The organism is Nonomuraea sp. NEAU-A123, assembly GCF_018603905.1.
Lineage (GTDB): Bacteria > Actinomycetota > Actinomycetes > Streptosporangiales > Streptosporangiaceae > Nonomuraea.
In genome coordinates this window covers 39,392-63,274 of sequence record NZ_JAHFZZ010000024.1, presented here as the reverse complement: position 1 = coordinate 63,274, position 23,883 = coordinate 39,392, and the positions used below count along the sequence as shown (strand labels likewise).

Genomic DNA, 23,883 nt, shown 5'->3' with positions numbered 1-23,883 from the left:
AGACCCTGCCCAACGGCTACTGCGGGCTTCCCCTAATCCGCGACTGCGAACACGCCAACCCCTGCCTAACCTGCCCCATGTTCCTGACCACCCCGGAGTTCCTGCCGCAACACCGCGACCAGCGCGGTCGGACACTCACGATCATCGAGTCCGCGCGAGCGGCCGGGCACGACCGCATCGTCGAGAAGAACACCACGATCCTCGACAACCTAGACAAGATCATCACAACCTGCGAAAGCTGCGACGACGGCGAGGTCGTGTTCGGTGGAAAGGTAGCCCAACTCGATGACGCCAGCTGACAACTCACACCACCTTGCTGCCGCTGCAGCGCGACGTAGTGCGGAGGCCCGTTGTCGAGCCGAGAACGCGCTGCTGGCATTGCGCGGCTCCGGTCAGTCGATCAGCGTCTCCCAACTGGCCATCAACGCCGGCGTATCCCGGTCGTGGCTCTACACCCAACCTGACCTCATCGCGGGCCTGCGTCAGCTCAACGGACAAGCTCCGACACGACGATCAGTCCCGGCCAGCGAGCGGTCACTGCAAGTCCGCCTCACCGCTGCGCAAGCGCGGAACGAACGCCTCCAGCAGCGAGTCAACGCTCTAGCCGAGCAGAACAACCAACAACGTCAGCAACTCGAACACGCCTACGCCGAACTGCGCCGCCTTCAAGTGGCTCAACCGTCCTCCGGCACCGCGCCGTAAGCAACCCAGAGATTGCCGATCAATAATCCCCAAAGGGACCGCCGTCCAGGCCGCTGACGCGGCCTGGACGGCGCTCTCCTCCCCCAGCGGATGAATGTCAGCCGTTCGCGAAATACAGCACAGCTCCCTGGCACGTGTACGGGCAGTGGAGTTCGGCCTGGTATGTCGAGTACACCCGGCTCCCCCGAATGTCGTGATTACCGCTCGCGCGGTGACCGCGACTGACCTCAGGCTGGCCAGGGAGCGCAAGGTCGCGGACGACGACAAGCGAAGGGCCGGTCACCCCAGTAGTCGAGATGTGGAAGATGGCGGTGCTGAGCGGTGGAGTCGCACAGCTCCATTCCGGGACCCTGCAGAACACCTGCTCGATCGCGAGCGCCGGCGCTGGCGTGGCCAGCGACAACGCTGTTGCGACCATGGTCGCCAATGCGGCGAACACCATTCTCGCTCTCATATACTCCTCCTTGATAGGTTGGCTGCTCGCTCCCGACTCGTCACCGACGCGGTTCTGCTCGGCTCCCTGTCTGCCGCTGCTTGTTGTTCGGTCTCCATAGTTCGACGACGACCCAGCCCATCCTCTGGGGCGGATTCAACGAAACCCTCCCTATGCCTCTCGGGCTGCACCCGCAGGCCGCCTACGAGCAGCACCCCGGCGCCGCCGAGGACCTGCGCCCGCCTGCGCTGCAACGGCCGCAGCTGGCCGTGGTGTGCACCGCCGGCCTGCTCGCCGAGCACGGCATCGACATGGCCGACCTCGGCGACGACCACAGCCTCACCCAGGACCCGACCGTGGCCCGCCTCCGCGCGGCAGCCGAACTCCTCGACGAGGATCTCTGGATCGCGGTCCGGCCACCGGCGACTACGAAGGCGCCGACGACCTCGATGACGGCACCGCCACCCAACGCTGGAGGACCGTGGTGACCCACCCCGACGAACTCGGCTGGCTCCGCGAAGCCCTGCGGCTTCTCGACGGCGGCGACGCAGACGATGAGGACGACCACGAACCACTGTGACCCACCCGGGCACGCCGCTCGGTGCCCAGTGTTGTCGTGATGTCCACGCCCGGGTGACCCGGTGCCGGTAGCGGCCGGGACGCCCGATGAGGTCGTGGCTGGTCGACAGCGACACGCTCGCCCCGTCGTTACCCGCCCGCAGACCCCCTCGCTGTCCGGGCCGCCTCAGCGGCCCGGACGGCGATCTCATCGCGTTGTCGATGAATGTCAGCCGTTCGCGAAATACAGCACAGCTCCCTGGCACGTGTACGGGCAGTGGAGTTCGGCCTGGTATGTCGAGTACACCTGGCCCGCCCAGTGGTCGTGTTCAGCGCCGCCGTAGCGGTACTGACGGTTAACCTCCGGCCACCCGGCGACCGCAATATCCTTGACGAGGACAAACGAAGAGGGCTGTCCCGCTGGCGCCAGGTTGGGTATGCCCGTCGTGGAGTAATGGAAGATCGTGGAACTGAACGTGTTGAGCGGCGGAGTCACACATGTCCAGCGGTTCGTCACCGTGCAGGACACCTGAGTGATTGCAGGTGCTACGCCGCGGCCCTCGGCCTTCGGCGTGTTGGTTGTCACCGCCTGAGCTGGTGCCGCGCCCTGGGCCGGTGCGGCAGCCGCCGGCTGTGCCCCCAGCAGCATGACGGCCAGCGTGGCCGCCACACCGATGATCTTCAGTCCGTTCACCGTGTCCCCAATCCCGGGCAGTGCCCGAACGACTTGTGGAGTCGTCATCGAGTGTTGGGCGTCGATCCCCGGTCCTGGTGAGGTTCGGACGAATTCGGACGCCGGGTCAGTGACGGTGCCGGTGGGTCCGTTATGGAACAGATGGCGTGGACTGTCTGGTGAGCGACCACGGTCGGGTAGTGAGGCTGCTAGCCTCCGAAACATCGAGACATCGACCCGATTCACGAGGTAGGCGATGCCGCTGTCAGGGGATCCAATGACTGCGTCGGGAGACGCATTGACGGTGCTGCCTGATCCGGCGCAGGCCGGTAGCCTCGACGAGCTGGTCGAGCGGCTGCGCCGGTTGAAGGTCTGGGCCGGTGACCCCTCGTACGAGACGATCAAAAACCGGGTCAATGCGGCCTGGGCGGCAGCGGGCCGGCCGGCCGGTGAGCTGGTGTGTAAGTCCACCGTCGCGTATTGCTTCCGGCCCGGGCGACAACGCCTGGATTCCGACTTGGTGGTCGCGGTGGTCCAGGCGCTGCATCGCGACACGGGGTACGTGAGCCAGTGGCGTCAGGCGCTGCGCGTCGTGGGCGGGGAGGCCGAGGCGATGTCCCAGGTCCGGGTTCAGGACAGCTTGCCCCCGGATCTTGCCGGGTTCACCGGCCGCACCCTTGAACTGGACCAACTCCGGCACGCCGCACAGGCCGGCGACTCGGTAGTGATCTCCGCGATCGAGGGGATGGCCGGGGTCGGCAAGACCCAACTGGCCGTGCACGCCGGTCATCTGCTCCACCGGCGGGAGCCGTTCGAGCGGGTGTTGTTCGTCAACCTGCGTGGCTTCGATCCCGACCCAGCCCAGCCGCCAGCCGACCCGGCCGCGGTGCTGGAGGGGTTCCTGCGGCTGCTCGGGATGCCCGGCCAGCAGATCCCCCACGATCTGGCCGCGCGGGCTGCCGCCTACCGTGACCGCCTCGCCGGCACCCGGACCCTGGTAGTGCTGGACAACGCCGCCGCCACCGCACAGGTCCGCCTACTGCTGCCGAACACCCCGGGCTGTCTCACCCTGGTCACCAGCCGCCGCAGCCTGCCCGACCTGCATCCCGCGACCCACCTGTCCGTGGACGTGTTCACCCCCGACGAAGCCCTGGCATTCCTCACCCAGGCCGTCCCCGAGGTTCCCCTCGGCACAGACCCGCAGGCTGTGGCCCGGATCGCCCGGAGCTGCAGCTACCTGCCCCTGGCCCTGAGCCTGATCACCGGGCACATCCGCAACACACCCGGGTGGACGTTGACCGACCACGCCGACCGGCTCGACGAACGCCACCACCAACGGCGCCTGGACACCGGCATCGAACTCGCCCTAACCCTGTCCTACCAGCACCTACCCGCCGACCAACGAAGACTGCTACGCCTACTCGCCCTGCACCCCGGACAAGACTTCGACGCCTACGCCGCCGCCGCCCTGGCCAACACCGACCTGGCCACTGCTCAGGCGGGCCTGGACTACCTGCACCGCGATCACCTGCTGCAGCAGGCCGCACCGGGCCGATACACCTTCCACGACCTGGTCCGCGCCTACGCCACCACCCGAAGCCACGACGAAGACCGACCACCCGAGCGCCGCGCCGCCCTGACCCGCCTGTTCGACTACTACCTGGCCACCGCATCGACTGCCATGAACACCTTGTACCCCGCCGAGGCTTACCTTCGGCCTCGTATCCCCCTGACCGGCACTCCCACCCCGAACCTGAACCACCCGGACATCGCCGTCGACTGGCTGGACGCCGAACGACCCACCTTGGTTGCCATCGTCGCGCACACCGCTGTCAACGGATGGCCCACCCACACCATCCGGCTTTCCCGCACCTTGCACCGCTACCTCTCCGGCGGTCATTACACCGACGCCGTGACCGTGCACGGTCACGCACACCGTGCCGTACTCCACACCGGCGACGCGACCGAACACGCCCATGCCTTGAATGATCTCGGCGTGGCTCTTTGGCGGTTGGGCCGGTACGGGCTGGCTACCGAGCATCTCCAGCAGGCCCTGGCTCTGTTCCAGCAGGCCGGCGATCCGGATGGCCAGGCTCGCACGCTGAACGACCTCGGCATCATTGCGCACGGCGAGTGCCGTTTCCAGGCGGCTGCCGACCATTTCACACAGGCTCTGCCCCTGTACCGGCAGGCCGGCGACTGCAACGGCGAAGCCCGCGTGCTGACTGGTCTCGGTAACGTCGAGGCGGTGCTGGGCCGTCACCGGCAGGCCATTGGCTACTACGAGCAGGCCCTACCCCTGCACCGGCAGGCAGGCGACCGGGACGGTGAAGCTTACGCGCTGATGTCCTTCGGTGAGATCGAGGTCCGGTCGGGCCGATACGGGTCGGCTGGCGACTGCTTGGAACAGGCCCTGACTCTGTACCGGCAACTGGGCAACCGCACCGGAGAATGGGCCGCGCTGGACGCTATCGGCGTCCTGCATACCTGCCTTGGCCAGCCCATCCAGGCCGCCGAATACCACCGACAGGCCCTGACCAGCATCCGTGAGACCGGCTTCCAGGGGTGTGAACCGTGGTCACTCAATGGCCTCGGCGAGGCCGCCCACGCTGCCGGCCGCACCGCCGACGCCCTCGCCCACCACACCGACGCCCACACCATCGCCGCCGAGGTCGGAGGCCGCGACCAGCAGGCTCGCGCCCTCACCGGTCTCGGCCACGCCCACCGCGCTCTCGGCAACCTCGACCTCGCGCGCGAGCACTACCAGCACGCCCTGGTCCTCTGGACCGATCTCGGCCTGCCCGAGGCCGACCAAGTCCGGGTGCACCTCAGCACCCTCGCCATCAGATCCAACGGTGCAGCCGGGCTTTCAGGTTCCCTTCAGGAAAGGTCCCTTCTGTGAAGGGAATCGGTAATCTGGCGTCATGACCGCCTAGGTGACCGAAATCGAGCCCCTGCACAACACCTCCGCGTCCTCGCACAGGTGATAGCGACCGTCGCTGCCCCGCACCGCGACCCACCGAGTCGCATCGCTGGACCAGTGCCACGGACACGGCCGGTCGGCGTGGGCTGCGACCAGCTCCTCCACGCCGGCGTAGTCCCGCGCCAGCGCATGCCGGAACAGCAGCGCCACACGGCGATGCTCGGGGAAATCGGTCAACGTCACCACGGGTATCACCTCGGTCAGGCGAGATAGGCAGCCACGGTGTAGGCAGCGTTGCGGTCCAGGTTGTCCCGGGAGCGGTCGTAACGCCGAGTGGTGCGAGAGTCCTTGTGGCTGGCGTAGTCCTACACGTCGCGCAGGCTGGCGCCGGCGTCCAGGGCGAGGGTGATCCCGGTGCGCCGCAGCGAGTGCGGGGAGAGCTGGTCCCACACCTCGATGCCGGCGGCGCGGGCGAGCCGGCGCACCAGCTCCCACAGGTGGCCCTGCCGCAGCCGGCCGCCGGTGGCGGTGGCGGTGGCGGTGGCGGTGGCCAGCAGCGGACCCGGCAGAGCCCGCCAGTCGGCCAAGCCGGCGCGCGCGGCCCGGTCGACCAGATACGCCTCCACCGCGGCCCAGGTCGCCGGCGTCAGCGGCACCTTGTCTTCTTCCCGCCCTTGCGCACAACGGTCAGCACCCGACGCCCCTTGTCCATCCCCACATGGGACACGTCGGCCGTGCACACCTCGTCGACCCACAACGCGTTGTGCAGCAACAGCTTCACCGTCGCGTCGGTACGCAACCGTTGCCGCCCATGGTCTTTCTCAGCCTGGGCGAGCAGCGCGCGGGCCTCGTCGCGGTCCAGCCCGACCGTGTAGGTGGTGTCCGGATCCACCCGCGGCCGTGTCACCCCGGCGGTCGGCACGGCCGGCACCAGGTCGTGCCCAGCGCAGTACCGGTAGAAACTGGACAGCGCGGACAACCGGCGGCCCACACTGCTGTGCTCGGCGCCGGCGTCCAACTGCTGGCGCCACAGGTCGGCGTGCACCCGCCCGGCCGCCAGCAGGTCCACCCCGCGCTCGGTCCCCGCTTACCGCGGGAGGCGAATCATGTCCGCAGGACAAAGGAAAATGCGAGTTGTGGATTACTCGACCAACAGTGCGTCAAAGACATGCCCACGACACAAACCCAATGGTCGGGACGGTAAGTACGTGGTGAACTGGAGATAAGGGCGATGAAGCCCTGGGTCCAGATGCCAGGCCAGGGCGCCGGCCATACGAGCGACGGCCAGCGCGAATCCCGGGTTGGTGCTGGATCGCCGGGCGCTGACCAACCGGCGGCCCGAGCTCTTCGGTGTGGAACCGTCCGTGGTCACAGATGAGGCGCAAGGCCTCCTTCTGGGTGGCGGTGGGGTATCCGTCTGACATGTCGATTCCTGCTTTCAGCCGCAGCAGCTGCCGCCGTCGCTGGAGGCGCCGACGGTGGCCAGCGGCAGCGGGGTGGCCAGCAGGCCGCCGCTGATGCCGGTGGCCAGGCCGACACGCTGCTCCTGCGCTTCGGCCAGGTTGGATGAGCACACGCCTGTCTCCGGCAGGTCGAGCTGCACGTCGCGGGCCGCCTCCCAGTCGCCCGCGACGGCGGCGACAACCGAGCGGACCTGCTCGTAGCCGGTGGCCATCAGGAAGGTCGGGGCGCGGCCGTAGCTCTTGACGCCGACAGCGTAGTAGCCGGGCTCAGGGTGGGCCAGCTCATCGACGCCGTGCGCCGGTACGGTGCCACACGAGTGCTGGTTCGGGTCGATCAGCGGGGCCAGCGCTCTGGTGGAGCCGAGAATCGGATCCAGATCCAGGCGCAGCTCGGAGGCGATGGAGTGGTCGGGACGGTAGCCGGTGGCCGACACGATCCGGTCCACGGTGACCGACTGCTCGGCGCCGGATGGGTCGCGACTGACCACAGTCACCTGGTCGCCGCTTCGGGTGACGGAGTGGGCGAAGAAGCCGGTCAGCAGCTGGATGCGGCCCGAATCCACGTGGGCGCGCAGGCGAGTACCGAGCGCGCCACGGGCGGGCAGCGCATCGGCCGCACCGCCGCCATAGGTACGGCTGGCGCTTCCCGCGCGGATCGCCCAAGTGATCTGAATATCGTCGAGCTGCGCGAGGGCGAGCAGGGTCGTGGCTGCCGAGTGGCCGGCGCCCACGACCAGCGTGTGCTTGCCCTCGTAGGTTTCACGGTCGGTGCCGAGCACGTCGGGCAGGGCGTGGTCGACCAGCTCGCCCGCTCCCGCTTCACCGTACGCGGGAAGGCCGCTGGCACCCAGGACGTTCGGCGTGAAGTAGGTGCCGGAGGCGTCGATGATCGCGCGGGCCTGCAACTCCTCACCGCCGTCGAGACGGATCAGGAACGGGACGTCTTCGCGACCGTTGGTCCGGACCCGGTCATAGCCGAGGCGGCTGATCGCCGTCACCTTGGTGCTGAGCCGTACCTTGTCGCCGAACAGCTTGGCCAGCGGAGCGAGATAGTCGGTGATCAGCTCGGCGCCGGTGGGTAGCCACTCGGGGTCCGGCTCGCTCCAGCCGTCGGCCTCCAGCAGGCGCTTGGCGGCGGCGTCGATGTTGAACTTCCACGGGCTGAACACGCGAACGTGGCCCCACTGGGCGACCGAGGCGGCTGCCTGCTCGCCGGCCTCCAGGACCAGGAACTCCTGACCGCGCTCGGCCAGGTGCGCGGCGGCGGCCAGACCGACCGGGCCGGCTCCGATGACCACGACCGGCAACGCGCTGGGCGCGGCGTGTGCCACGATCGGCTCGATCTCGACGGCGGTGGTGCCGCAGCATCCGTCACTCATGATTGCCTCTCCTCAAATGCGTCGGGTCTCAGCGGAAGAGCAGGGTGTTGGTGCGGGCGCGCTCCACCGAGGCGCTCGCGCGGCAGCTGGTGTCACAGACCCCGCCGCGGGTCTCGTCGAAGGTGACGTCGACGGTGACATCGACGGTGGAGCGGAACCGGCGGAGCAGAGCGCGCATCGCGCACCTCCTGTTTAGAAGATTGTCGAAGTAGTTTATAGATTGCCTCATTGATTAGAGGGGTGTCAAATTAGAGAAGTACCTAACTTGGGAGGTGCATCCATACCGACCCCGGCCGTGAGGCGCCGACATCCGCATCGGCTACGCCCGCTGCTCCACCCTCACCCAAGAGCTGCAGTCGCAACTGGACGCGCTGGCCACACACGGCATCGGTCGCGGCAAGATCTTCGCTGAGAAGATCAGCAGCAGGGTGCGGGGCCGCCCGCAGTTCGAGGCCGCGCTCGCGCTGGCCCGCCAGATCAAGGCCCACGCCCGCACTGCCGCATCATCCTGACCGTCGATGAGATTGAGCGCCTGGGCCAAGAAACCGCCGAGCTCGCCGCGCTGGCCGATCATCAGACCGCGCACGGCCTGGTGCTGGAGATGCTCGCCGGACCGCTGCCCGGCCTGGTGGCAGGCCTACCCCGAGGCCGTCGAGGCGGAGCGGGCCGAGTTCGCCACCCTGCGGGCCGCCGTCTCATCACCATGACGAACAATGTGGGCGTGAGCGTTCGGGCATTACTTCCATGAGCTGGTGGCAGGGGCTGCTGGGGTTCGTCGCCGGTTTGCTGATTTCGGTGGTGACCACGCCCGTCGGGGTGTCTGGAGCGGTGTTCCTGCTCGAACTCCTCCGCCAGGAAGAGAATGCCTTCTGGGCCTGGGCGATCATCGAGACCCTGCGGCACACCGGCGTCCGGATCGAAGAGCTGCTGGAGCTGACACACCTCGCGCTGATCTCCTACCGGCTGCCCGACACCGGCGAAGTCATCCCGCTGCTCCAGATCGTGCCATCGAAGAGCAACAAGGAACGCCTCCTGCTCGTCGTCCCCGAGTTGGCCAGCGTGCTCGCCTCAGCGATCAGCCGGATCAGAGACGAGTCCGGCCGCGTCCCGCTCGCCGCGCGCTACGACCCACACGAGCGGCTCACCGGCCCGCAGCTACCTCACCTGTTCCAGCGCAAAGTGGGCTGGCGCCGGGAAATCATCAGCACCAAAGTGCTCTACACCCTGCTCAACGACACCATCCAGCGGGCGGGACTCACCGACCGCGCTGGCCAGCCGCTGCACTACACGCCACATGACTTCCGCCGGATGTTCGTCACCGACGCCGTCACCGGCGGACTCCCGGTCCACATCGCCGCGAAGATCCTCGGCCACCACAACATCAACACCACACAGGCGTATCTCGCGGTCTTCCAAGGCGAGTTGATCAACAGCTATCGCGCCTTCCTTGACACCCGCCGCGCCGTCCGCCCGGCCGCGGAATACCGCGAACCCACAGAAGACGAGTGGCAGGAGTTCCAGCAGCACTTCGAGCTGCGCAAGGTCGAGCTCGGAACCTGCGGTCGCCCCTACGGCACACCCTGCGCCCACGAACACGCCTGCGTCCGCTGCCCCATGCTGCGCGTAGAGCCAGCACAGCGCCGACGCCTCGAACAGATCACCCGGAACCTGCGCGACCGCATCGAGGAAGCCCGCATCAACGGCTGGCTCGGCGAAGTCCAAGGACTACAAATCAGTCTCGACGCCGCTGGCCGCAAGCTCGCCGCCCTCGACCGGCTAGCCCGCAAGCAGCCGTCCGCGCCTGTGTCTCTAGGTATGCCGATCATTCCCGGAGAACGCCGATGACCTGCGAAAGCAGCGCAGCCCGCGAGTTGATCTCCGTAGTTCGGAAAAGGGTCCGGGACCGGCTGCCCCGCCTGGGTGAACTCGTCGACGCCCGCTGAGTCGGCACGCGCGAAGCAACAGTACCTGCTCGTCCAACAAACGTCACACGCAGTGTTTGAGCTGGTCGGTTAAGTGCGCCGAGCGCGTTCTCGCTCAATCAACTTGTCATATTTACGATCGGAGCCAGTGCAGCGCTGGGTCCCCGAACGCTGGGTCCCCGAGCGTTGGCTTGAGCGGATAAGGTTCGCCAAGTCGAGGTCACTGCTGGCGGCGATGATCGAAAGTCGAGGCGTCGTTGTCCGCGCGGGCATCGTTGAACACCGGCGTCCAACCCAGTCGCTTGGCCAGCTCTCGGGGTGTCTCGTGAGGGTCGCTTTGGAGGTCTGGGTCGGCGCCGTGTCGGAGAAGCGCCGCGACGACATCGAGGTGCGGCGTAGCCATCCGCCCAGTCGACGATCCGGTCGGCGAGTGCTATGACGGCAGCCGCGATGCCGGGAGCGCCTGGACCGCCGGCTGCGTCGATGACGCTGAGTGTGAGCCGAGTATGGAACACCGCTTGGCCTGGCGTCGGTTCGACCAAGCTGTACCGATACCACATCGCCATGGTGGTGGCGCGCTCCGCGCCGGCTGCTGATCCAACTCAACCGCCACCAGATCTCGGCCCGCCGGGGCGCGATCATCTGACGCGGCCACCATCGCCAGCGCCGTTGCGTTGCTTCCTGGACTTCCCGGTGGCGCCTACGACCCCGTAGCCGCTACTCGGGCGCGACGCTCAGGAGTCGCGGCGGGCATTCCTTCGCGGCGCGATGAAGACGGCCCAGGCGGCCACACCCAGGCCCGGACCGAAGGACGAACCTAGCCCGACACCGTAAGTGACGTTGTCGAAAAACCCCCGACGACGACGCCGACGAGGAGGCCGAAGGCAGCGCCAAATGCGATCCAGATCCCGAGATTTGCCCAGATCCCGAGACCTGCGGCGGGCGGGGGCGTGTTGTTGCTCGTCATTGCATCTCTCCCAAGGACGCGGGCGGACAGGGCTGACAATCTGGCGGCCCATCACGGCGGAGTTGGCGTTCGCGTTGTCCGGTGTCCGGAGCGGCCGAGTGCCCGCCGCGCCTACGCCGTGGCACGGCGGATGAGCCTGTACCCGCCGACCGCGAACGCGGCGGCCACCAGGACCGGCCAGCCGGCGAGCAGCGCCGTGGGGGACTGGTCGAGCAACCAGCGGCCGATCCCGTGCCATTGCCGGGTCCACGTGATCAGCGCGGCGGCCAGCCCGAGCGCTGTGAACGCCAGGGTGAGGCTGGCGAGGACGCCGGTGGTGCCCCAGCGCAGGTACAACGTGCCGAGCAGGATCCCGAGGTGGGTCACGACCAGCATGGGTACCGCGTACCCGAGCAGGAGCAGCACCGGGTTGGCGTCATCCATGAACGGCAGGCCGAAGAAGCGCATCCCCATCCCCCAGTAGCCGGTGGCCTGTTCCACGGCGCGCAGCAGGCAGAGCACCAGCGCGTAGACCACCGACTGGACGACCGCGAGCAGCGACCAGGCCAGGTAGAACTCCCGGCGGGTCACGCTCATGCCCAGCGCGTACGGGAAGATCTGGGTGACCGAGACGGCGGCCATCCCGATCGCGACGCCGCACAGGCTGACCAGGCCGCCGGTGTTCGTCACGCCGTCGCCCGGGTCGTAGTTCGCCATGAAGGTCAACAGGTTGATGCCGAACGCGACGGCCATCATGCTCCACGTCCAGCCCAGGATCTGCGGCCAGGCCGGCATCTGGAGACGGGCCACCTGACGGATGCGGTTCATCGGGCGGCCTCCCGGTCCGCCGGCGCCGTTGTCGTCGGCGGTACGGTCAGGCGGACCACGAGTTGCTGCAACGACAGCGGCTCCAGCTCGACGTTCAGCGCCTGCGCGAGCGCCTTCGCGTGCGGTTCGAGCCCACCGAGGATGGTCGACCGGACCAGGCCGCTCAACCGCTCGCGGTGCAACTCGGTGCGTCCGGCGGCGAACCCGTCCACGGCCTCCGCCCGTCCGGTGGCCGCCACCGCCCGCCCGCGCAGGTCGTCGGCGTCCTCATCGAGCAGCAGCCGGCCACGGTCGATGAGCAGCACCCGCTCGACCAGATCGCTCACCTCGTCGATGAGGTGGGTGGACAGCACCACGGTGCGGGGATGCCCGGCGTAGTCGGCGAGCAGGCGGTCGTAGAAAAGCTGCCGGGCGGCCGGGTCGAGCCCGAGGTACGGCTCGTCGAAGAACGTCAGGGGCGCCCGCGCGGCCAGCCCGACGGTCACGCCGAGGGCCGACAGCATGCCCCGCGAGAGCCTGCGGACCAGCCGCCCGGCCGGTAGCTGGAAGTCCGCGGCGAGGCCGTGCGCGAACGTGTCGTCCCAGTTCGCAAACAGCCGGCGTGCGGTGTGAAAGACGTGGCGCACGGTGTAGACGTGGGGGTAGCGCTGGCTCTCCCGGACGAAACAGACCTTCGACAGGACGGCCGGGTTCTCCACCGGTGGCGCGTCGAAGACCGACACGTTCCCCGACGACGCGAACGCCTGCCCGGTGAGGATCTGCATCAGGGTGGTCTTGCCCGCCCCGTTGCGCCCGAGCAGGCCGTAGATCGTGTGCTCGGCCAGCGCGAAGCTCACGGCGTCGAGCGCCGTGACGTCACCAAAGCGCTTGGTCACCCCGTGTGCGGTTACTACCGCCGTCATCCCAGGTCCCTCCCGACAACCGCACCGAATGAATCGATCATCTTCATCAGCTCGTCGTGGCCGATGCCGAGCTTGCGGGCCTCGGCGAGCAGGGGTTCCACGTACTGTTCGGTGAACCGTTCCCGTCGCCGCTCGCGCAGCCTGGCCCGGGCGCCACCGGCGACGAACATGCCGATGCCGCGTCGCTTGTAGAGCGTTCCCTCCGACACGAGCTGGTTGACGCCCTTGGCCGCGGTGGCCGGGTTGATCCGGTGAAAGGCGGCAAGCTCGTTGGTGGACGGGACCTGGGCCTCCTCCACCAGCGACCCGTCGATGATCGAGTTCTCGATCAGCTCGGCGATCTGAAGGAAGATCGGTCGGTCGTCGTCCATCGTTGGCTTAGCCGCCCAACTGGTTAGCTACACTTGTAACTAACCATGTAACCTTGCGCCGCGGCTGTCAAGCCGCCCGGGCGTCCCGCGACCTCAGCCGGCGGCGGCGCCGGGACCCGTTTCCCGCTCAGGAAAGGCAGCCGGGGATGCGTGGGCGGCGTCGTCTCGACGCAGCGGACGGTGTGATCGGGCCGTACGGTAGGCGGCGCCGTGCGCACCTGGGCAGAGTGGACGCAGACGCCGACACCGACACGAGGAACGGTGGCCGACCAGGACGAGCGACAGCACCGTCCGCGGGACCGCGCCCTCGTAGAGCGCGTGCGCCTGGTCCGCGAGTCGGAGCTGAAGCTGACCGAGCATGAGGACGATGCCGACGCACGGGACCGGGCGGCGGATGCCCGGGACCGCACCGCCGATCAGCGGGATCACCGTACCGATGAGCGGGACAGGGCGTTAGAGCCTGGCTGTCATGCCACGATCGCGGCGATCATCATCTGTGACTTGCATCGCTCTATGGCGTGATTCTGGGATCGCTATTTGGCGTACTTTTCGATCTTCGGAACGGTCTCGACCAGACAGAATCTGGATACTGTCCCCTCCCGGGAACAGCGTCCCACTAGGTCAACGCCCTGTCGCTAGCGCGGGTCCCAATCTGGCCCCATGCCGCGGACCACTGTCCACAGCCGAAATCCCATCTGCGGGACGACACGAAGCTATGCAGAAAATGCGACATCGAGCAATGCAAGTCACATTCATGACAACAAGCGCGAGCGACTGCAACTTCGATGAGCGACGACACTCGCCATCCTGGACAAGATCGCTGAGGACCATGGGTGCCTCCAGGTAGTCCAGTAAAGTACTTGCTCTGTCCCAGACCGATTCGCCGAGTTGCGACTCGGCGCTCTCACGGTCGCCAACCACCAGCGGGAGTGGGAGGAAGGTACGGCGAGGGCCGGGGCTTGTCGATCAAGGTCGTCGTCCGGGTGGGAGGTGCCGATAATGGCGGGTGCCCTTCACCGTGAGCCATATTGCAGCGATCTTGCCGGTGCGGCGATGGTTGCCGTCGTCGGCGCTGGCCATCGGGGCCGTGATGCCCGACGCGCCGTACTATCTGCCGCTACCGTTCTCGTCGGCGAGCACGCACGCGTGGTGGGGGCCGCTTGTCCTGGGTCTGCCGGCAGGTGTGGTGCTGCTGGTGGTGTTCCACCAGGCGCTGCGGGCGCCGCTGAGCGCGCTGGCTCCTGCCGGGCTGCGTGTCCGGCTGCCGGAGCCGGCGCGGCCGACGCCTGCGGCGGTGGTGGCCGCGCTGCTCGCCGGGATGGCCACGCATTTGCTCTGGGACGCCTTTACGCAGGTCGGCGGGTTCGCGGTGGCGCACTGGCAGGCATTGCGGCAGCCGGTCATCGGCGCGCACCGGGTGTTCAACATGCTGATGTACGTCAGCTCGGCAGGCGGCCTGGTGATCCTGGCCGGATGGCTCGTGCGGTGGTACCGGCGAGCGCCGGTCCAGCCTGGGCAGGGCCCGGGGGTGGTGCTGGGCCGGGCGCGCGGCGTGGTGCCGGCCGCGGCCGTGCTGGCCATGGCAGCGGGCGCCACTCGGGGAGCGGCCTCGGATCGTGCCGCGGTGAGCGACTACGACCTGGTACGAAGCATGATCTTGGGTGGGGCCGATGGAGCAGCGTTGATACTTGCCTGCTACGTGCTCGCCTGGCACGGCTGGACGGCGTTGCGGGGCCGGCGGTCGTCGCGTGAGGCGGCGGCCGACCAGCCCGGCAGCGGCCGGTGAGGTCGGCGGCGGCTCGCCTGGCCGGTCCCGGCTCATGGTCGCGGTGAGCCACGTCCGTGGCGTCTCGATCAGCTCGGCGCAGTAGGGCCCGTCCTCGTCGGGGCGGGGCGGGGCGCGGCCACCTGCACGCCTATTCCGGGCACGAGATGGCCAGCCACGGAGCGTCGAAGCTGCTCAGGAGATGGGCGAAGGGTTCAAGTCCTCCGGGGACACCATGGCCAAGCCCGCGCAACGCCCAAACGCGGCTAGGCCCGCACAAGCCGGTACGGCTGGCGCGGCCGGCCGGCCTGGGCGCCCTTGACCGGAGGTATGGGCCAGGCCAGCCCCTCCTCCGCCAGGCTCTGCAGCACCCGGCGGGCGCTGCGTGGCGCGATGGCCAGCACGTCGGCGACGATCTCGGCGTCCACCACCATCGCGTCCGGCCCGTCGTCGAGCCCTTCGATCAGCCGTTCCAGCAGCTTGGCGGCCTTGGTGGTGACGGCGGGTTCGGCCTCGACGCGCCTGCGCCGGCGGACCGGCAGGGACAGAACCGAGCCGTCGACGCCCACCAGGTAGGCCGCCGCCGCGCCCGCGTTGCGCGCCTTCTCGACCGCCACCAGGGCGTTGGCGTCGGCGTCCCTGGCGGTGCTGCCCAGGCCGATGCCGACCTCGACCTCCACGCCGGTGTCGGAGCGGATCCGGTCCATGAACGGCGCCGCCCGCAACCCGTCGGTGGCCTGGCCGAGCGCGCCCAGGGTGGCGGTGACGACGTAGCTGTTCTCGTCGCGGGGGGCCACGGTCGCCCCCATGAGGCGGGCGTCGGCCAGCAGCGCCTGGTGCAGCTTGAGCTTGAGCTCCTGCTGCCAGTAGTTGCCGGGCCCCGAGTAGCTGGGCCGCGAGGAGGTGGCGAGCTCGACCACGACGATGGCGATCTGCGCCTCCTCCAGCCTGCTGCCGGTGCCGAGCAGGGCCGCGGTGTTGAGGGCCAGGCGCAGGGTGTGTGTGGTCGGCGTCATCCGCAGGGCGGGCACTCCGGCGGCGGTCAGCGCCTTGGCGACGCTCCTTATCGTGGTCAGCGCCGCGGTGGTGGCGCCCTGCCGGTAGAGCTGTTCGTGGAAACCGATGAAGCCGCGGACGGACTCGGGCTCGTCGTACTCCGACAAGTGAACGCCCGCGGTGCTCACCCCGATCTCGCTGTAGGCCTCGTCCACGTCGGCGGCGGGCAGCGAGTCGATGCTCACCCTGGCCGGGTCGATGCCCTGGGTGAGCACCCCGCGCAGGAGGCTGGCGTAGAGGGCGGCCCCGCTCATCGGGACGTGCGTGGCGGGGACGGGCAGCTCGCCCGCCTGCCTGGCGAGGTCGTGCTGGAGCGGGCCGGTGAAGAGCACGACGTCGATGCTGTCGGCGATGCGCGAGAACTTCTCGTACGTCTCGTGCTCCCCCGCGTGCGGGGCGCCCACCAGTCGCCAGTCGGCGGCGGCGGGCAGGTCGGCGCCGACCATCACGATCTGCTCGACGAGGTCGTGCGGGCCGACCACCCCGATCCCCACCCTGGACCATGTCTCGGGACGCAACCGATCCATGTTCTTGATCACCCCAGTCCCGAACGCCATCGAAGCAGGCGGGTCATCGTTCCGCCGAGCACCGCCGCCCGGTCGTCCTCGGCAAGGTCACTGAAGATTACCCGGCCGAGCGACATCCGGAGATCAATGAACGGGAAGTCGGACCCGTACACCACCCGGTCCGCGCCCACTTCACGCACCATTCTGGAAATGTCGGCGCCGGTATTGAAAGACCCGCAGAGCTCCAGTATCACCCCGGGGCGCCGCAGCGCCACCTCGATCGCGGCCTCGAAGCCGAGCGGGGTGGCCCCCGAGTGCCCCGCGAGGATCACCACGCCGGGGTGGGCCGCCGCCACGTGATCCACCATGGGCAGGTCGTTGTACGGCGAGCCGTCATAGGTGTGGGTGAGCACGGGGCAGCCGGTCCGCTGGGCGAACTCCCACACCGGGGCGTAGCGCGGGCCGGTGAGCGGGTAGTCGTGCAGGTCGGGGTGGAGCTTGATGCCGCCGAAGCGCTCGTCGGCGCCCCACTTCTCCAGCTCCCCCACCGGGTCCTGCCAGGGGTTGACGGTCAGGTAGCCGGTGAAGCGGCCGGGCGCGAGGTCGACCGCCGCGGCGGTGGCGGCGTTGCCGGCGGCGGCGTCGAGCTGGATCGCCAGGTGACTGGAGATGACGGCGTGCGACACGCCGCACCGGTCCATGACCCGGACCATCGCCTCCGGTCCCGCGTCGGGGATGAAGAACAGGCTGTACGGGCCGGCGTGCGCGTGCGCGTCGACGATCCGGACGTCGCTCTGGGGCCGCCGCTCCCACAACGCGGACACAAGCGGGTTCACGCGGCCTCCGCCTTGAGCGGACACAAGCGGGTTCACGCGACCTCCGCCTTGAGCAAGCCAAGCAGGGTGCCGGAGCCGATGGCGGCCACGGCGTCGTCGTCCAGTTCGGCCCAGAGCAGCCGGGTGACGGCCTCGGCCGGGTCGCGCAGCGGGGTCCCGGTGCCGAAGACGAGGCGGTGCGCGCCGTACCGCTCGGTGAGCCATTCGAGCCCGCGGTGCGAGGACAGGTTGGCCAGCCCGAGGTACACGTTGCCGGTGCGCGACAGCACGCCGGCCGCCTGCCTGAGCAGGCGGTAGCCGAGCGAGCCGACGACGATCGGCAGGCCCGGGTGCGCGGCCGCGATCGACTCCACGGCGGGCCAGCCGACCTGCGGCGCGTCCACGAGCAGCGGCAGCCCGGCCTCGGCGATCGCGCCGAGCATCGGCGCCGCGTCCCTGCCCGCCAGGTCGTAGCCGTGGTCGGCGGGGTAGGCGCGCACGGCGCGGACGCCCCCGTCGAGGGCAGCACCGACGAACTGGGCGGGCGTGCCCGTCTCCCCGCAGGTGTCGGGGAGCATCACCCAGCACGGGTGGAGCCTGGGCTCGGCCGCGACCAGGCCGAGCAGTTCCCGGTTGCCCGTCCCGGGGTCGTGCAGCCATGACAGGGTGTGGCTCACCACGGCTTCGGCGATGCCGAAGCGGTCCATCCCGGCCAGTGCCCCCGTGACCGTGCCCGGGCCGGTGTCCCTGCGGGGGTACCGGCCGAGCATGGCGTCTGCGTCAATGAGCATGAACCATCCATCTGTCGGGGATCGAGGGCGGCTCGTCGCGGTAGGGGAAGACGCCCACCGTGAAGCGGCCGTCGCGGCGGCGCAGGCCGAGCGAGTGGATCTCGCCATACTCGGCGGTCCGGGTCAGCGGGTCGGGGATCCTCGCGGGGCCGGTCCCGTACAGGACCTCGTCGGGCGGTTCGAGGGGAACGACGAGGATTCCCGGGCCGCGGCCGCCGGCGTATCCGCCGGCCCGCTGAGTCCACGGCGACAGGCCGTGGATCTGCCAGATCGCCTCGGCGTCGATCCGGTCGGTGATCACCCAGTACGGCGAGGGGCCCTTGACGAAGCGGATCTCGCGGTCGTGGCGGGCGCTGTAGCCGTGGTGGTGCCCGGCGAAGACGTCGGCCTTCGGCGTGACGGAGAACAGGTCGCAGGCCGCGCGCCGGTCCTCGGTGTACTCCTGGCCGGGCACCAGCAGGGTGTTGTGGGCCCTGGTCGCCTGGTACCAGTCGTAGTAGCCGGGGTCGTCGTAGGACGGCGGGCCGCCCCCTTCCCAGGCCAGCGGCACACCCCAGCCGGACAGCACGAAGTCGAGCGCGGCGTGGTGGCTGTGCGGCTCCAGCTCGTGACCGATGTACGGGCCGTAGTTGATCACCGTGTGGAAGTGGTCGTGCCGGAAGGTCGCGTAGCCGCTGGCCGCCAGGTTGTGCGAGCCTTCGGCGGGCTGGACGCCGTCGAGCCAGACGACGCCGCTGTCCTGGAGGTGCGGCACCCAGCCGGCGGGTGTCGCGAGGACCGTCAGCCAGCGGCGCATGGCCTGGTAGCGGGGGTGCGCGTCGAGTTCGGGTGCGACGGCCGCGGCCCGGCCGAGCCCTTCGAGGCACATGCCGTGGTAGCCGGGCGAGCGTTCGTGGTGGCCGCCGTCGGCCCGTACGTCGTGCTCCAGGTGTTCCAGGACGCGGGCCGTCGCGACGGCGGCCCAGTGGGCCGATTCGGGGAGGTCGGCGAAGGTTCTCGCGGTGTGCAGCAGCTCGCAGGCGGTGGCGAACTGCCAGTTGCCGTACCTGAACTCGTCGTGCTCCTCGGCGGCCCAGCGGGCGCCGCCGAGCACGGTCTTCATCATCCGCAGCCAGCATCCGTCGCTCAGCGCGGGCTCGTCGGCGAGGACGGCCAGGGCCTCGGTGACGTACATGGCGCGGGCCCGCACGCCGAGCGAGTACCAGATCACGTCGAGGCCCGGCCAGTCGCCCTGGACCTGGTCGCGGCCGTCGTACCACTGACGGAAGAGGCGGTCCCACTCGGCGGCGTAGCGCGGGTCGCGGGTCTCGGCGTAGGCCGTGATCAGCGGGGTCATCCAGCGCAGGTAGTGGAAGCCGTACAGCCGGGAGCGGCCGTGGCCCTTGTCGAGGAAGTCGACCTCGGCCCCGAGGAGCTCGTCCGCGCCGGCGGCGGCGAGCGCGGCGGGCACCGGCCGGGCCCGCCGCCAGCTCCTGGCCTCGGCGACGCTCGTGGCGCCCAGCGCACCGAGCAGCGCCTCGTCGCTGATGTGCCGCATCCGCTCGGGGTCGACGTGCGGCGGTTTCTCGACGTAACCCGTGGGGGCTTCACCGGCAGGTTTCTCGACGTGACTCATGCGGGTTTCACCGGCAGGTTTCTCGACGTCGCTCATGCGGGTTTCACCGGCAGCCCCGTGCGGGCCGACTCGTGCGCGGCGGCGAGCACGGCGGTCACGTGCCGCGAGCTCTCCACGCTGACGAGGGGCTCGGCGCCGGTACGGGCGCAGTCGACGAAGTGGTGGATGGCGTCGCGATAGGCGCCGGCGGGCACGCCGTGCACCACCCGCTGGAGCATGTTCCTGGGGTAGGAGTAGGCCTGCTCGGTGGCGAGCTGAATGTTCTCCTTCTGCCGGTCGAGCTGGATGACGCCCGACTCGCCGACCACGGTGACGTAGCTGTCGACCATGGTCGGGAACGTGCTGGGGTAGATCCAGGCCGACTCGAACGTGGCCACCGCGCCTCCGGCGAACCTGGCCTGGATCTGCATGGCGTCGGGGGTCTCGATGCCGAGTCCGCGCAGCTTGCCGTAGCGGGCGGTGGCGAAGACCTCCACGACGCGGTCGTCGTACAGCCAGGTGACCAGGTCGATGTCGTGGCTGGACAGGAACCACGCGCAGGTAGTGCGGTCGGCCCAGCCGATCATCTCGGTGGGCACGTGGATGGTGTCGTCCTTGCGGGCGTAGCCCACGACGGGCTCGCCGATGAGCGGCATCTGCTCCTTGGCCTGCGCGTAGGCGGGCACCCAGCGGTGGTTGAACAGGCACATCGCGGTCACACCCGCCTGCCGGATCGCGGCGACGGAGCGGTCGGCGTCCCCGACCGTCGTGGTGAACGGCTTCTCGACCAGGATGTGCACGCCCGCCTCGGCGGCGGCCACCATCACGTCGGCGTGCAGGTGGTCGGGGGTGGTGATCGAGACGGCGTCGACCGTGCCGGAGGCGAGCAGCTCCCGGTAGCCGGGATAGACCGACGCCTGCGGGGCGTGGTCCAGGGGGCGGCGGGCGACCGCGGTGATCTCGGCGTGCGGGTGGGCGGCCAGGACCTCGGCGTGGCCGCGACCCATGATCCCGGCCCCGACGATCCCGATTCTGAGCTTAGGCAAGTGCGTCATTCCATTGCTTCTCGGCGGCCTGGAGCGCTTCCTCGGCGGTCTTGGAGCCCTGGAGGAAGGCTCGCAGCTCCTCGGCCAGCGACTCCGACAGCTCCATGTCCTTCTGCGTGCCGAGCGGGGAGTACTCCAGCTTCGGCAGCCCCTGCACGATGAGGCGGCGGGCCACGTCCATCGGGTCGTCGCCGCCTTGACCGGCGAAGAAGGGGTCCTTGGTCGAGGAGATCGTCGAGGGGTAGATCGGCACCAGCTTGCAGAAGGCGAGCTGGTTGGCGCCGTTGGCGAAGAACTTGATGAACTCGGCCGCGGCCCGCTGGTGGGCCGAGGACTTGGGGATGGCGAAGGTCTGCTGGGCCAGGAGCAGGTAGCCGCCGGTCTTGGTCTGCACCGGCTCGGTGATGGCCAGGTCCTTGTAGATGTCGGGCGCGTTCTTCTGGATGTTGAGCAGCGTGGCGGCGAACGTGCTCGCCGACAGCGCGAGCTGGCCGTTGTCCAGGCTCTGCGGGAAGTTGCGTACGTCCTTGGAGACCGCGCCGGGCGCGATGCCGTGCTTGTCGTAGCTCTTCTTGAAGGCGCCGAGCAGCTCGGCGACCTCCGGGGTGTTGAACGCGGCCTTCTTCTTGTCCGCCGACAACAGCTCGACCCCGTAGTAGCGCAGGACGGAGGCGGCGTTGATGCCGGGGATGTCGTTGGTGCCGTAGACCTTCGTCTCCGCGTAGACCTTGTCGGCGAGGGCCAGCGCCTCGTCGAACGTCTTCGGCGGGGCCTTCTCGTCGAAGCCGGCCTTGGTGACGACGGACTTGCGGTAGATGCCCACCGGGGTGCCGCCGTTGTACCAGGGCACGGCGTACAGCTTGCCGTCCACGCGCAGCGGCTCGACCAGGTTCGGCTGGAAGTCGGCCAGGTCGGCGGGCTTGAACAGGGCGTCGAGCGGGGCCAGCGACTTGACGAACCTGCCCAGGTCGCTGGAGGCCAGGTTGACGGCGTCGGGGACGTCGCCGCCGGCGACCGCGGCGAGCAGCTTGGTGGCCATGTCCTGGCCGGGCACGTCGACCCACTTCACGGTGACCTTGGGGTGGTCCTTCTGGTACTGGGCGATCAGGCCGTCGATGTAGGCGCCGTAGTTCTTCTTCAGGTTGATCGTCCAGAACTCGACCTCGCCCTCGAACGGCTGGTCGTCGGCCGTTCCGGCGGTGCCGCCCGACGTACCGGCGACGCAGCCGGACGTCAGGAGCGCCAGGGCGAGCGCTCCTGCCGTTAAGGCGCCTCTTCTCATCACCGCGGACCTCCTGGTGCTTATGGCCGTCCTTAATGCTTCTTTCGGCACCATGGCAGTCCGCCGCTTGCGCCGTCAAGTCTCTGTCCACGTGGACCTTGACGACTTTCGTCCGTTGTTTATAGGCTCCGCCCACATTCTGGCCAGTTTTTATACAAGCTTCGGCCAGCACAATTAGGTTCTGAGGGATGTGATGCCGATGGCCATCAGCCGGATCCCGGGACAGCGCTGGTACACGCCGTACCTCTTTCCGATCCCGGCCCTGGTGCTGTTCGGCGTCTTCTTCGCCTGGCCGGCGTTCACCGCCCTGCAGCTCTCCTTCACCGACTACGACGGGGTGAGCCCGCCCGTCTTCGCCGGCGTGGACAACTTCGTCAAGATCCTCGGCGACACCCGTTTCTGGACGGCGCTGCGCAACTCGCTGCTGTTCCTGCTCGGGCTGTTCCCGCTGCTGGTCGTGCTGCCGCTGCCGCTGGCCGCGCTGGTCAACCAGAAGCTGCCGGGGATCAAGACGTTCCGGATGCTGTACTACCTGCCCGTCGTGACCTCGATGGTCGCGGTGGCGGTGGCCTGGAACTACGTCTTCCACCAGCAGGGTGTCCTCAACTGGCTGCTCACCGGCTTCGGCCTGCTCGACGAGCCGATCCAGTTCCTCCTCGACCCCACCGGGGCGCTGCCCGCGCTCATCCTGGTGGAGGGCTGGAAGAGTATGGGCGTCTACATGATGATCTACCTCGCCGGCCTCCAGACGATCCCCGCCAGCCTGTACGAGGCCGCGCGGGTCGACGGGGCGGGCGCCTGGCGGCGCATGCGGAGCATCACGGTGCCGCTGATGATGCCCTACATCGCGGTCGCGATCACGATGTCCATGCTCGACGCCATGCAGGCGTTCACCACGGTGTTCGTCATGACGAAGGGCGGGCCGCAGGACGCCACGCTCATGCTCGGCTACTACATCTGGTCCGAGGCGTTCGAGAAGTACGACATGGGCTACGCCAGCGCCGTCGGGCTCGTCCTGTGGGTGCTGCTGATCGTCATGGCCCTGCTCAACTATCGGCTCACCGGCGGAAAGCAGGCGGAGCGTTGATCCACAGGCTCGCCTTCCACGCGCGGCGCGCGGGCATGTACGTGGTGCTCGTCGCGATCGCCCTGGTCTTCGTCGGCCCCTTCCTGATCCTGCTGTCGGCCGCGCTCAAGCCCGCCGCACAGGCCGTCTTCTCCTTCCCGCCCGACATCATCCCCCGGCCGCCGGTGCTCACCTGGGCCGAGGAGGCGTGGACGGCCATCCCGTTCCTCCGCTACCTGCTCAACTCCGTGCTCCTGGTAGGGGTGACGGTGCCGCTGTACATCCTGGTGTCGGCGCTATGCGCCTACCCCCTCGCCCAGATGCGCTTCCGGGGCCGGAGCCTGATCTTCTTCGCGATCCTGGCGACGATGTTCATGCCGGGTGAGGTGATGCTGCTGCCCAGGTTCCTGGTGGTCTCCCAGCTCGGGATGGCCGACAGCTATCTGGGCATCATCCTGCCCGGGGTGCTCTCGGCGTTCGGGATCTTCCTGCTCCGCCAGACCTTCGCCGGGGTGCCGCGCGAGGTGGTGGACGCCGCCAGGACGGACGGCTGCCACGAACTACGCATCTTCTGGCACATCATGCTGCCCGCCGCCCGGCCCACCCTGGCCATCCTCGGCGTCTTCGGCTTCATCTCGGTCTGGAACAGCTTCATCTGGCCGATGGTCGTGCTCAAGGACTCCTCGCTCTACCCCATCGCGCTGGGCATCGCCTACCTGGCGGGCATCACGGGCACCGACGTCCGCAGCCTGGCCGCCGGCACGGTGATCTCGATCCTGCCGGTCATCGTCTTCTTCATGCTCATGCAACGCCACGTCCTCGAAGGCATGCGCGGTGCGGTAAAGGGCTGACACCGCGTCCC

Annotated in this window: 26 protein-coding genes; 11 read left to right on the top strand and 15 right to left on the bottom strand. The window is 68.9% G+C overall.

Annotated features, from left to right (window positions below; genetic code table 11):
* Positions 1–77: 77 nt before the first annotated feature.
* The 3 genes from KLK06_RS47260 (at position 78) to KLK06_RS47250 (ending at position 1,623) form a co-directional block, all read left to right on the top strand.
* Positions 78–299, top strand: coding sequence for a hypothetical protein (locus tag KLK06_RS47260; RefSeq protein ID WP_214642307.1), 222 nt, complete (start codon positions 78–80; stop codon positions 297–299).
* Positions 286–702, top strand: a complete 417-nt coding sequence (locus KLK06_RS47255) for a DUF6262 family protein (protein ID WP_214642306.1) — start codon at positions 286–288, stop codon at positions 700–702. The genes KLK06_RS47260 and KLK06_RS47255 overlap by 14 nt, the downstream gene beginning before the upstream one ends.
* A 606-nt stretch (positions 703–1,308) precedes the next feature.
* Positions 1,309–1,623, top strand: coding sequence for a hypothetical protein (locus KLK06_RS47250; protein WP_214642305.1), 315 nt, complete (start codon positions 1,309–1,311; stop codon positions 1,621–1,623).
* A 299-nt stretch (positions 1,624–1,922) separates the two neighbouring features.
* On the opposite strand, the gene KLK06_RS47245 is transcribed toward KLK06_RS47250, so the two are convergent.
* Positions 1,923–2,387, bottom strand: coding sequence for a hypothetical protein (locus tag KLK06_RS47245; protein WP_214642304.1), 465 nt, complete (start codon positions 2,385–2,387; stop codon positions 1,923–1,925).
* Between the two features lie 256 nt (positions 2,388–2,643).
* Between KLK06_RS47245 and KLK06_RS47240 the strand changes: the two genes are divergently transcribed.
* Complete coding sequence (locus tag KLK06_RS47240; protein ID WP_214642303.1) at positions 2,644–5,268, top strand: tetratricopeptide repeat protein; 2,625 nt, start codon at positions 2,644–2,646, stop codon at positions 5,266–5,268.
* A 30-nt stretch (positions 5,269–5,298) separates the two neighbouring features.
* Here KLK06_RS47240 and KLK06_RS47235 read toward each other — a convergent pair whose 3' ends face one another.
* The 5 genes from KLK06_RS47235 to KLK06_RS47215 all read right to left on the bottom strand — a co-directional run bounded on the left by KLK06_RS47235 (position 5,299) and on the right by KLK06_RS47215 (position 8,309).
* Positions 5,299–5,532, bottom strand: a complete 234-nt coding sequence (locus tag KLK06_RS47235; protein WP_214642302.1) for a hypothetical protein — start codon at positions 5,530–5,532, stop codon at positions 5,299–5,301.
* A gap of 122 nt (positions 5,533–5,654) precedes the next feature.
* Positions 5,655–5,945, bottom strand: coding sequence for a hypothetical protein (locus KLK06_RS47230; protein ID WP_214642301.1), 291 nt, complete (start codon positions 5,943–5,945; stop codon positions 5,655–5,657).
* A complete protein-coding gene (locus tag KLK06_RS47225) occupies positions 5,936–6,358 on the bottom strand; it encodes a hypothetical protein (protein WP_214642300.1) in 423 nt (140 codons plus the stop codon). Before KLK06_RS47225 ends, KLK06_RS47230 begins: the two co-directional genes overlap by 10 nt.
* A 369-nt stretch (positions 6,359–6,727) precedes the next feature.
* On the bottom strand, positions 6,728–8,131 hold the full coding sequence (locus KLK06_RS47220; protein ID WP_214642299.1) for an FAD-dependent oxidoreductase: 1,404 nt from the start codon (positions 8,129–8,131) through the stop codon (positions 6,728–6,730).
* 28 nt (positions 8,132–8,159) lie between these two features.
* A complete protein-coding gene (locus KLK06_RS47215) occupies positions 8,160–8,309 on the bottom strand; it encodes a hypothetical protein (protein WP_214642298.1) in 150 nt (49 codons plus the stop codon).
* Between the two features lie 130 nt (positions 8,310–8,439).
* Here KLK06_RS47215 and KLK06_RS63345 point away from each other — a divergent pair, with 130 nt between their 5' ends.
* From KLK06_RS63345 to KLK06_RS47200, 3 genes are all read left to right on the top strand, one after another.
* Complete coding sequence (locus tag KLK06_RS63345) at positions 8,440–8,643, top strand: recombinase family protein (protein WP_214642409.1); 204 nt, start codon at positions 8,440–8,442, stop codon at positions 8,641–8,643.
* Positions 8,644–8,649: 6 nt separating this feature from the next.
* Positions 8,650–8,838 carry a hypothetical protein gene (locus KLK06_RS47205; protein ID WP_214642297.1) on the top strand — a complete coding sequence of 63 codons (189 nt, stop codon included), beginning with the start codon at positions 8,650–8,652 and terminating at the stop codon, positions 8,836–8,838.
* Between the two features lie 121 nt (positions 8,839–8,959).
* Entirely contained in the window at positions 8,960–9,976 is a 1,017-nt protein-coding gene (locus KLK06_RS47200; protein ID WP_308168760.1) for a tyrosine-type recombinase/integrase, read from the top strand.
* Between the two features lie 1,155 nt (positions 9,977–11,131).
* Here KLK06_RS47200 and KLK06_RS47195 read toward each other — a convergent pair.
* From KLK06_RS47195 to KLK06_RS47185, 3 genes are read right to left on the bottom strand one after another with little or no spacing between them, the layout of a single operon-like run.
* Positions 11,132–11,827: a hypothetical protein gene (locus KLK06_RS47195; RefSeq protein WP_214642296.1), complete on the bottom strand. Its 696-nt coding sequence runs from the start codon at positions 11,825–11,827 to the stop codon at positions 11,132–11,134.
* Positions 11,824–12,729, bottom strand: coding sequence for an AAA family ATPase (locus KLK06_RS47190; RefSeq protein WP_214642295.1), 906 nt, complete (start codon positions 12,727–12,729; stop codon positions 11,824–11,826). Before KLK06_RS47190 ends, KLK06_RS47195 begins: the two co-directional genes overlap by 4 nt.
* The gene (locus KLK06_RS47185; protein ID WP_189140698.1) at positions 12,726–13,100 is read right to left on the bottom strand and encodes a GntR family transcriptional regulator; all 375 of its coding nucleotides are present in this window, start codon (positions 13,098–13,100) and stop codon (positions 12,726–12,728) included. The genes KLK06_RS47190 and KLK06_RS47185 overlap by 4 nt, the downstream gene beginning before the upstream one ends.
* Before the next feature lie 261 nt (positions 13,101–13,361).
* On the opposite strand from KLK06_RS47185, the gene KLK06_RS47180 reads away from it, so the two are divergent.
* Together KLK06_RS47180 and KLK06_RS47175 are read left to right on the top strand one after the other, a co-directional pair.
* Positions 13,362–13,622 carry a hypothetical protein gene (locus KLK06_RS47180; RefSeq protein WP_214642294.1) on the top strand — a complete coding sequence of 87 codons (261 nt, stop codon included), beginning with the start codon at positions 13,362–13,364 and terminating at the stop codon, positions 13,620–13,622.
* 484 nt (positions 13,623–14,106) lie between these two features.
* Positions 14,107–14,886, top strand: coding sequence for a DUF4184 family protein (locus tag KLK06_RS47175; protein ID WP_308168759.1), 780 nt, complete (start codon positions 14,107–14,109; stop codon positions 14,884–14,886).
* 245 nt (positions 14,887–15,131) lie between these two features.
* Here KLK06_RS47175 and KLK06_RS47170 read toward each other — a convergent pair whose 3' ends face one another.
* Genes KLK06_RS47170 through KLK06_RS47145 form a run of 6 tightly spaced genes read right to left on the bottom strand, consistent with a single transcriptional unit; the run spans position 15,132 to position 21,955 of the window.
* Positions 15,132–16,478 (bottom strand): transcriptional regulator, encoded by a 1,347-nt coding sequence (locus tag KLK06_RS47170; protein WP_214642292.1) that lies wholly within the window; start codon positions 16,476–16,478, stop codon positions 15,132–15,134.
* Complete coding sequence (locus KLK06_RS47165) at positions 16,457–17,263, bottom strand: amidohydrolase family protein (protein ID WP_214642291.1); 807 nt, start codon at positions 17,261–17,263, stop codon at positions 16,457–16,459. Before KLK06_RS47165 ends, KLK06_RS47170 begins: the two co-directional genes overlap by 22 nt.
* A gap of 32 nt (positions 17,264–17,295) precedes the next feature.
* Positions 17,296–18,033, bottom strand: coding sequence for an amidohydrolase family protein (locus tag KLK06_RS47160; RefSeq protein ID WP_214642290.1), 738 nt, complete (start codon positions 18,031–18,033; stop codon positions 17,296–17,298).
* Positions 18,023–19,648 (bottom strand): heparinase II/III family protein, encoded by a 1,626-nt coding sequence (locus KLK06_RS47155; RefSeq protein ID WP_214642289.1) that lies wholly within the window; start codon positions 19,646–19,648, stop codon positions 18,023–18,025. The genes KLK06_RS47160 and KLK06_RS47155 overlap by 11 nt, the downstream gene beginning before the upstream one ends.
* Positions 19,649–19,680: 32 nt before the next feature.
* Positions 19,681–20,682, bottom strand: coding sequence for a Gfo/Idh/MocA family protein (locus KLK06_RS47150; protein WP_214642288.1), 1,002 nt, complete (start codon positions 20,680–20,682; stop codon positions 19,681–19,683).
* Positions 20,666–21,955, bottom strand: coding sequence for an ABC transporter substrate-binding protein (locus KLK06_RS47145; protein ID WP_250907147.1), 1,290 nt, complete (start codon positions 21,953–21,955; stop codon positions 20,666–20,668). The genes KLK06_RS47150 and KLK06_RS47145 overlap by 17 nt, the downstream gene beginning before the upstream one ends.
* A 199-nt stretch (positions 21,956–22,154) precedes the next feature.
* Here KLK06_RS47145 and KLK06_RS47140 point away from each other — a divergent pair, with 199 nt between their 5' ends.
* Together KLK06_RS47140 and KLK06_RS47135 are read left to right on the top strand one after the other, a co-directional pair.
* Positions 22,155–23,042, top strand: coding sequence for a carbohydrate ABC transporter permease (locus KLK06_RS47140; protein WP_250907131.1), 888 nt, complete (start codon positions 22,155–22,157; stop codon positions 23,040–23,042).
* Entirely contained in the window at positions 23,039–23,872 is an 834-nt protein-coding gene (locus KLK06_RS47135) for a carbohydrate ABC transporter permease (protein ID WP_214642285.1), read from the top strand. Before KLK06_RS47140 ends, KLK06_RS47135 begins: the two co-directional genes overlap by 4 nt.
* The last annotated feature ends 11 nt before the right edge of the window (positions 23,873–23,883 follow it).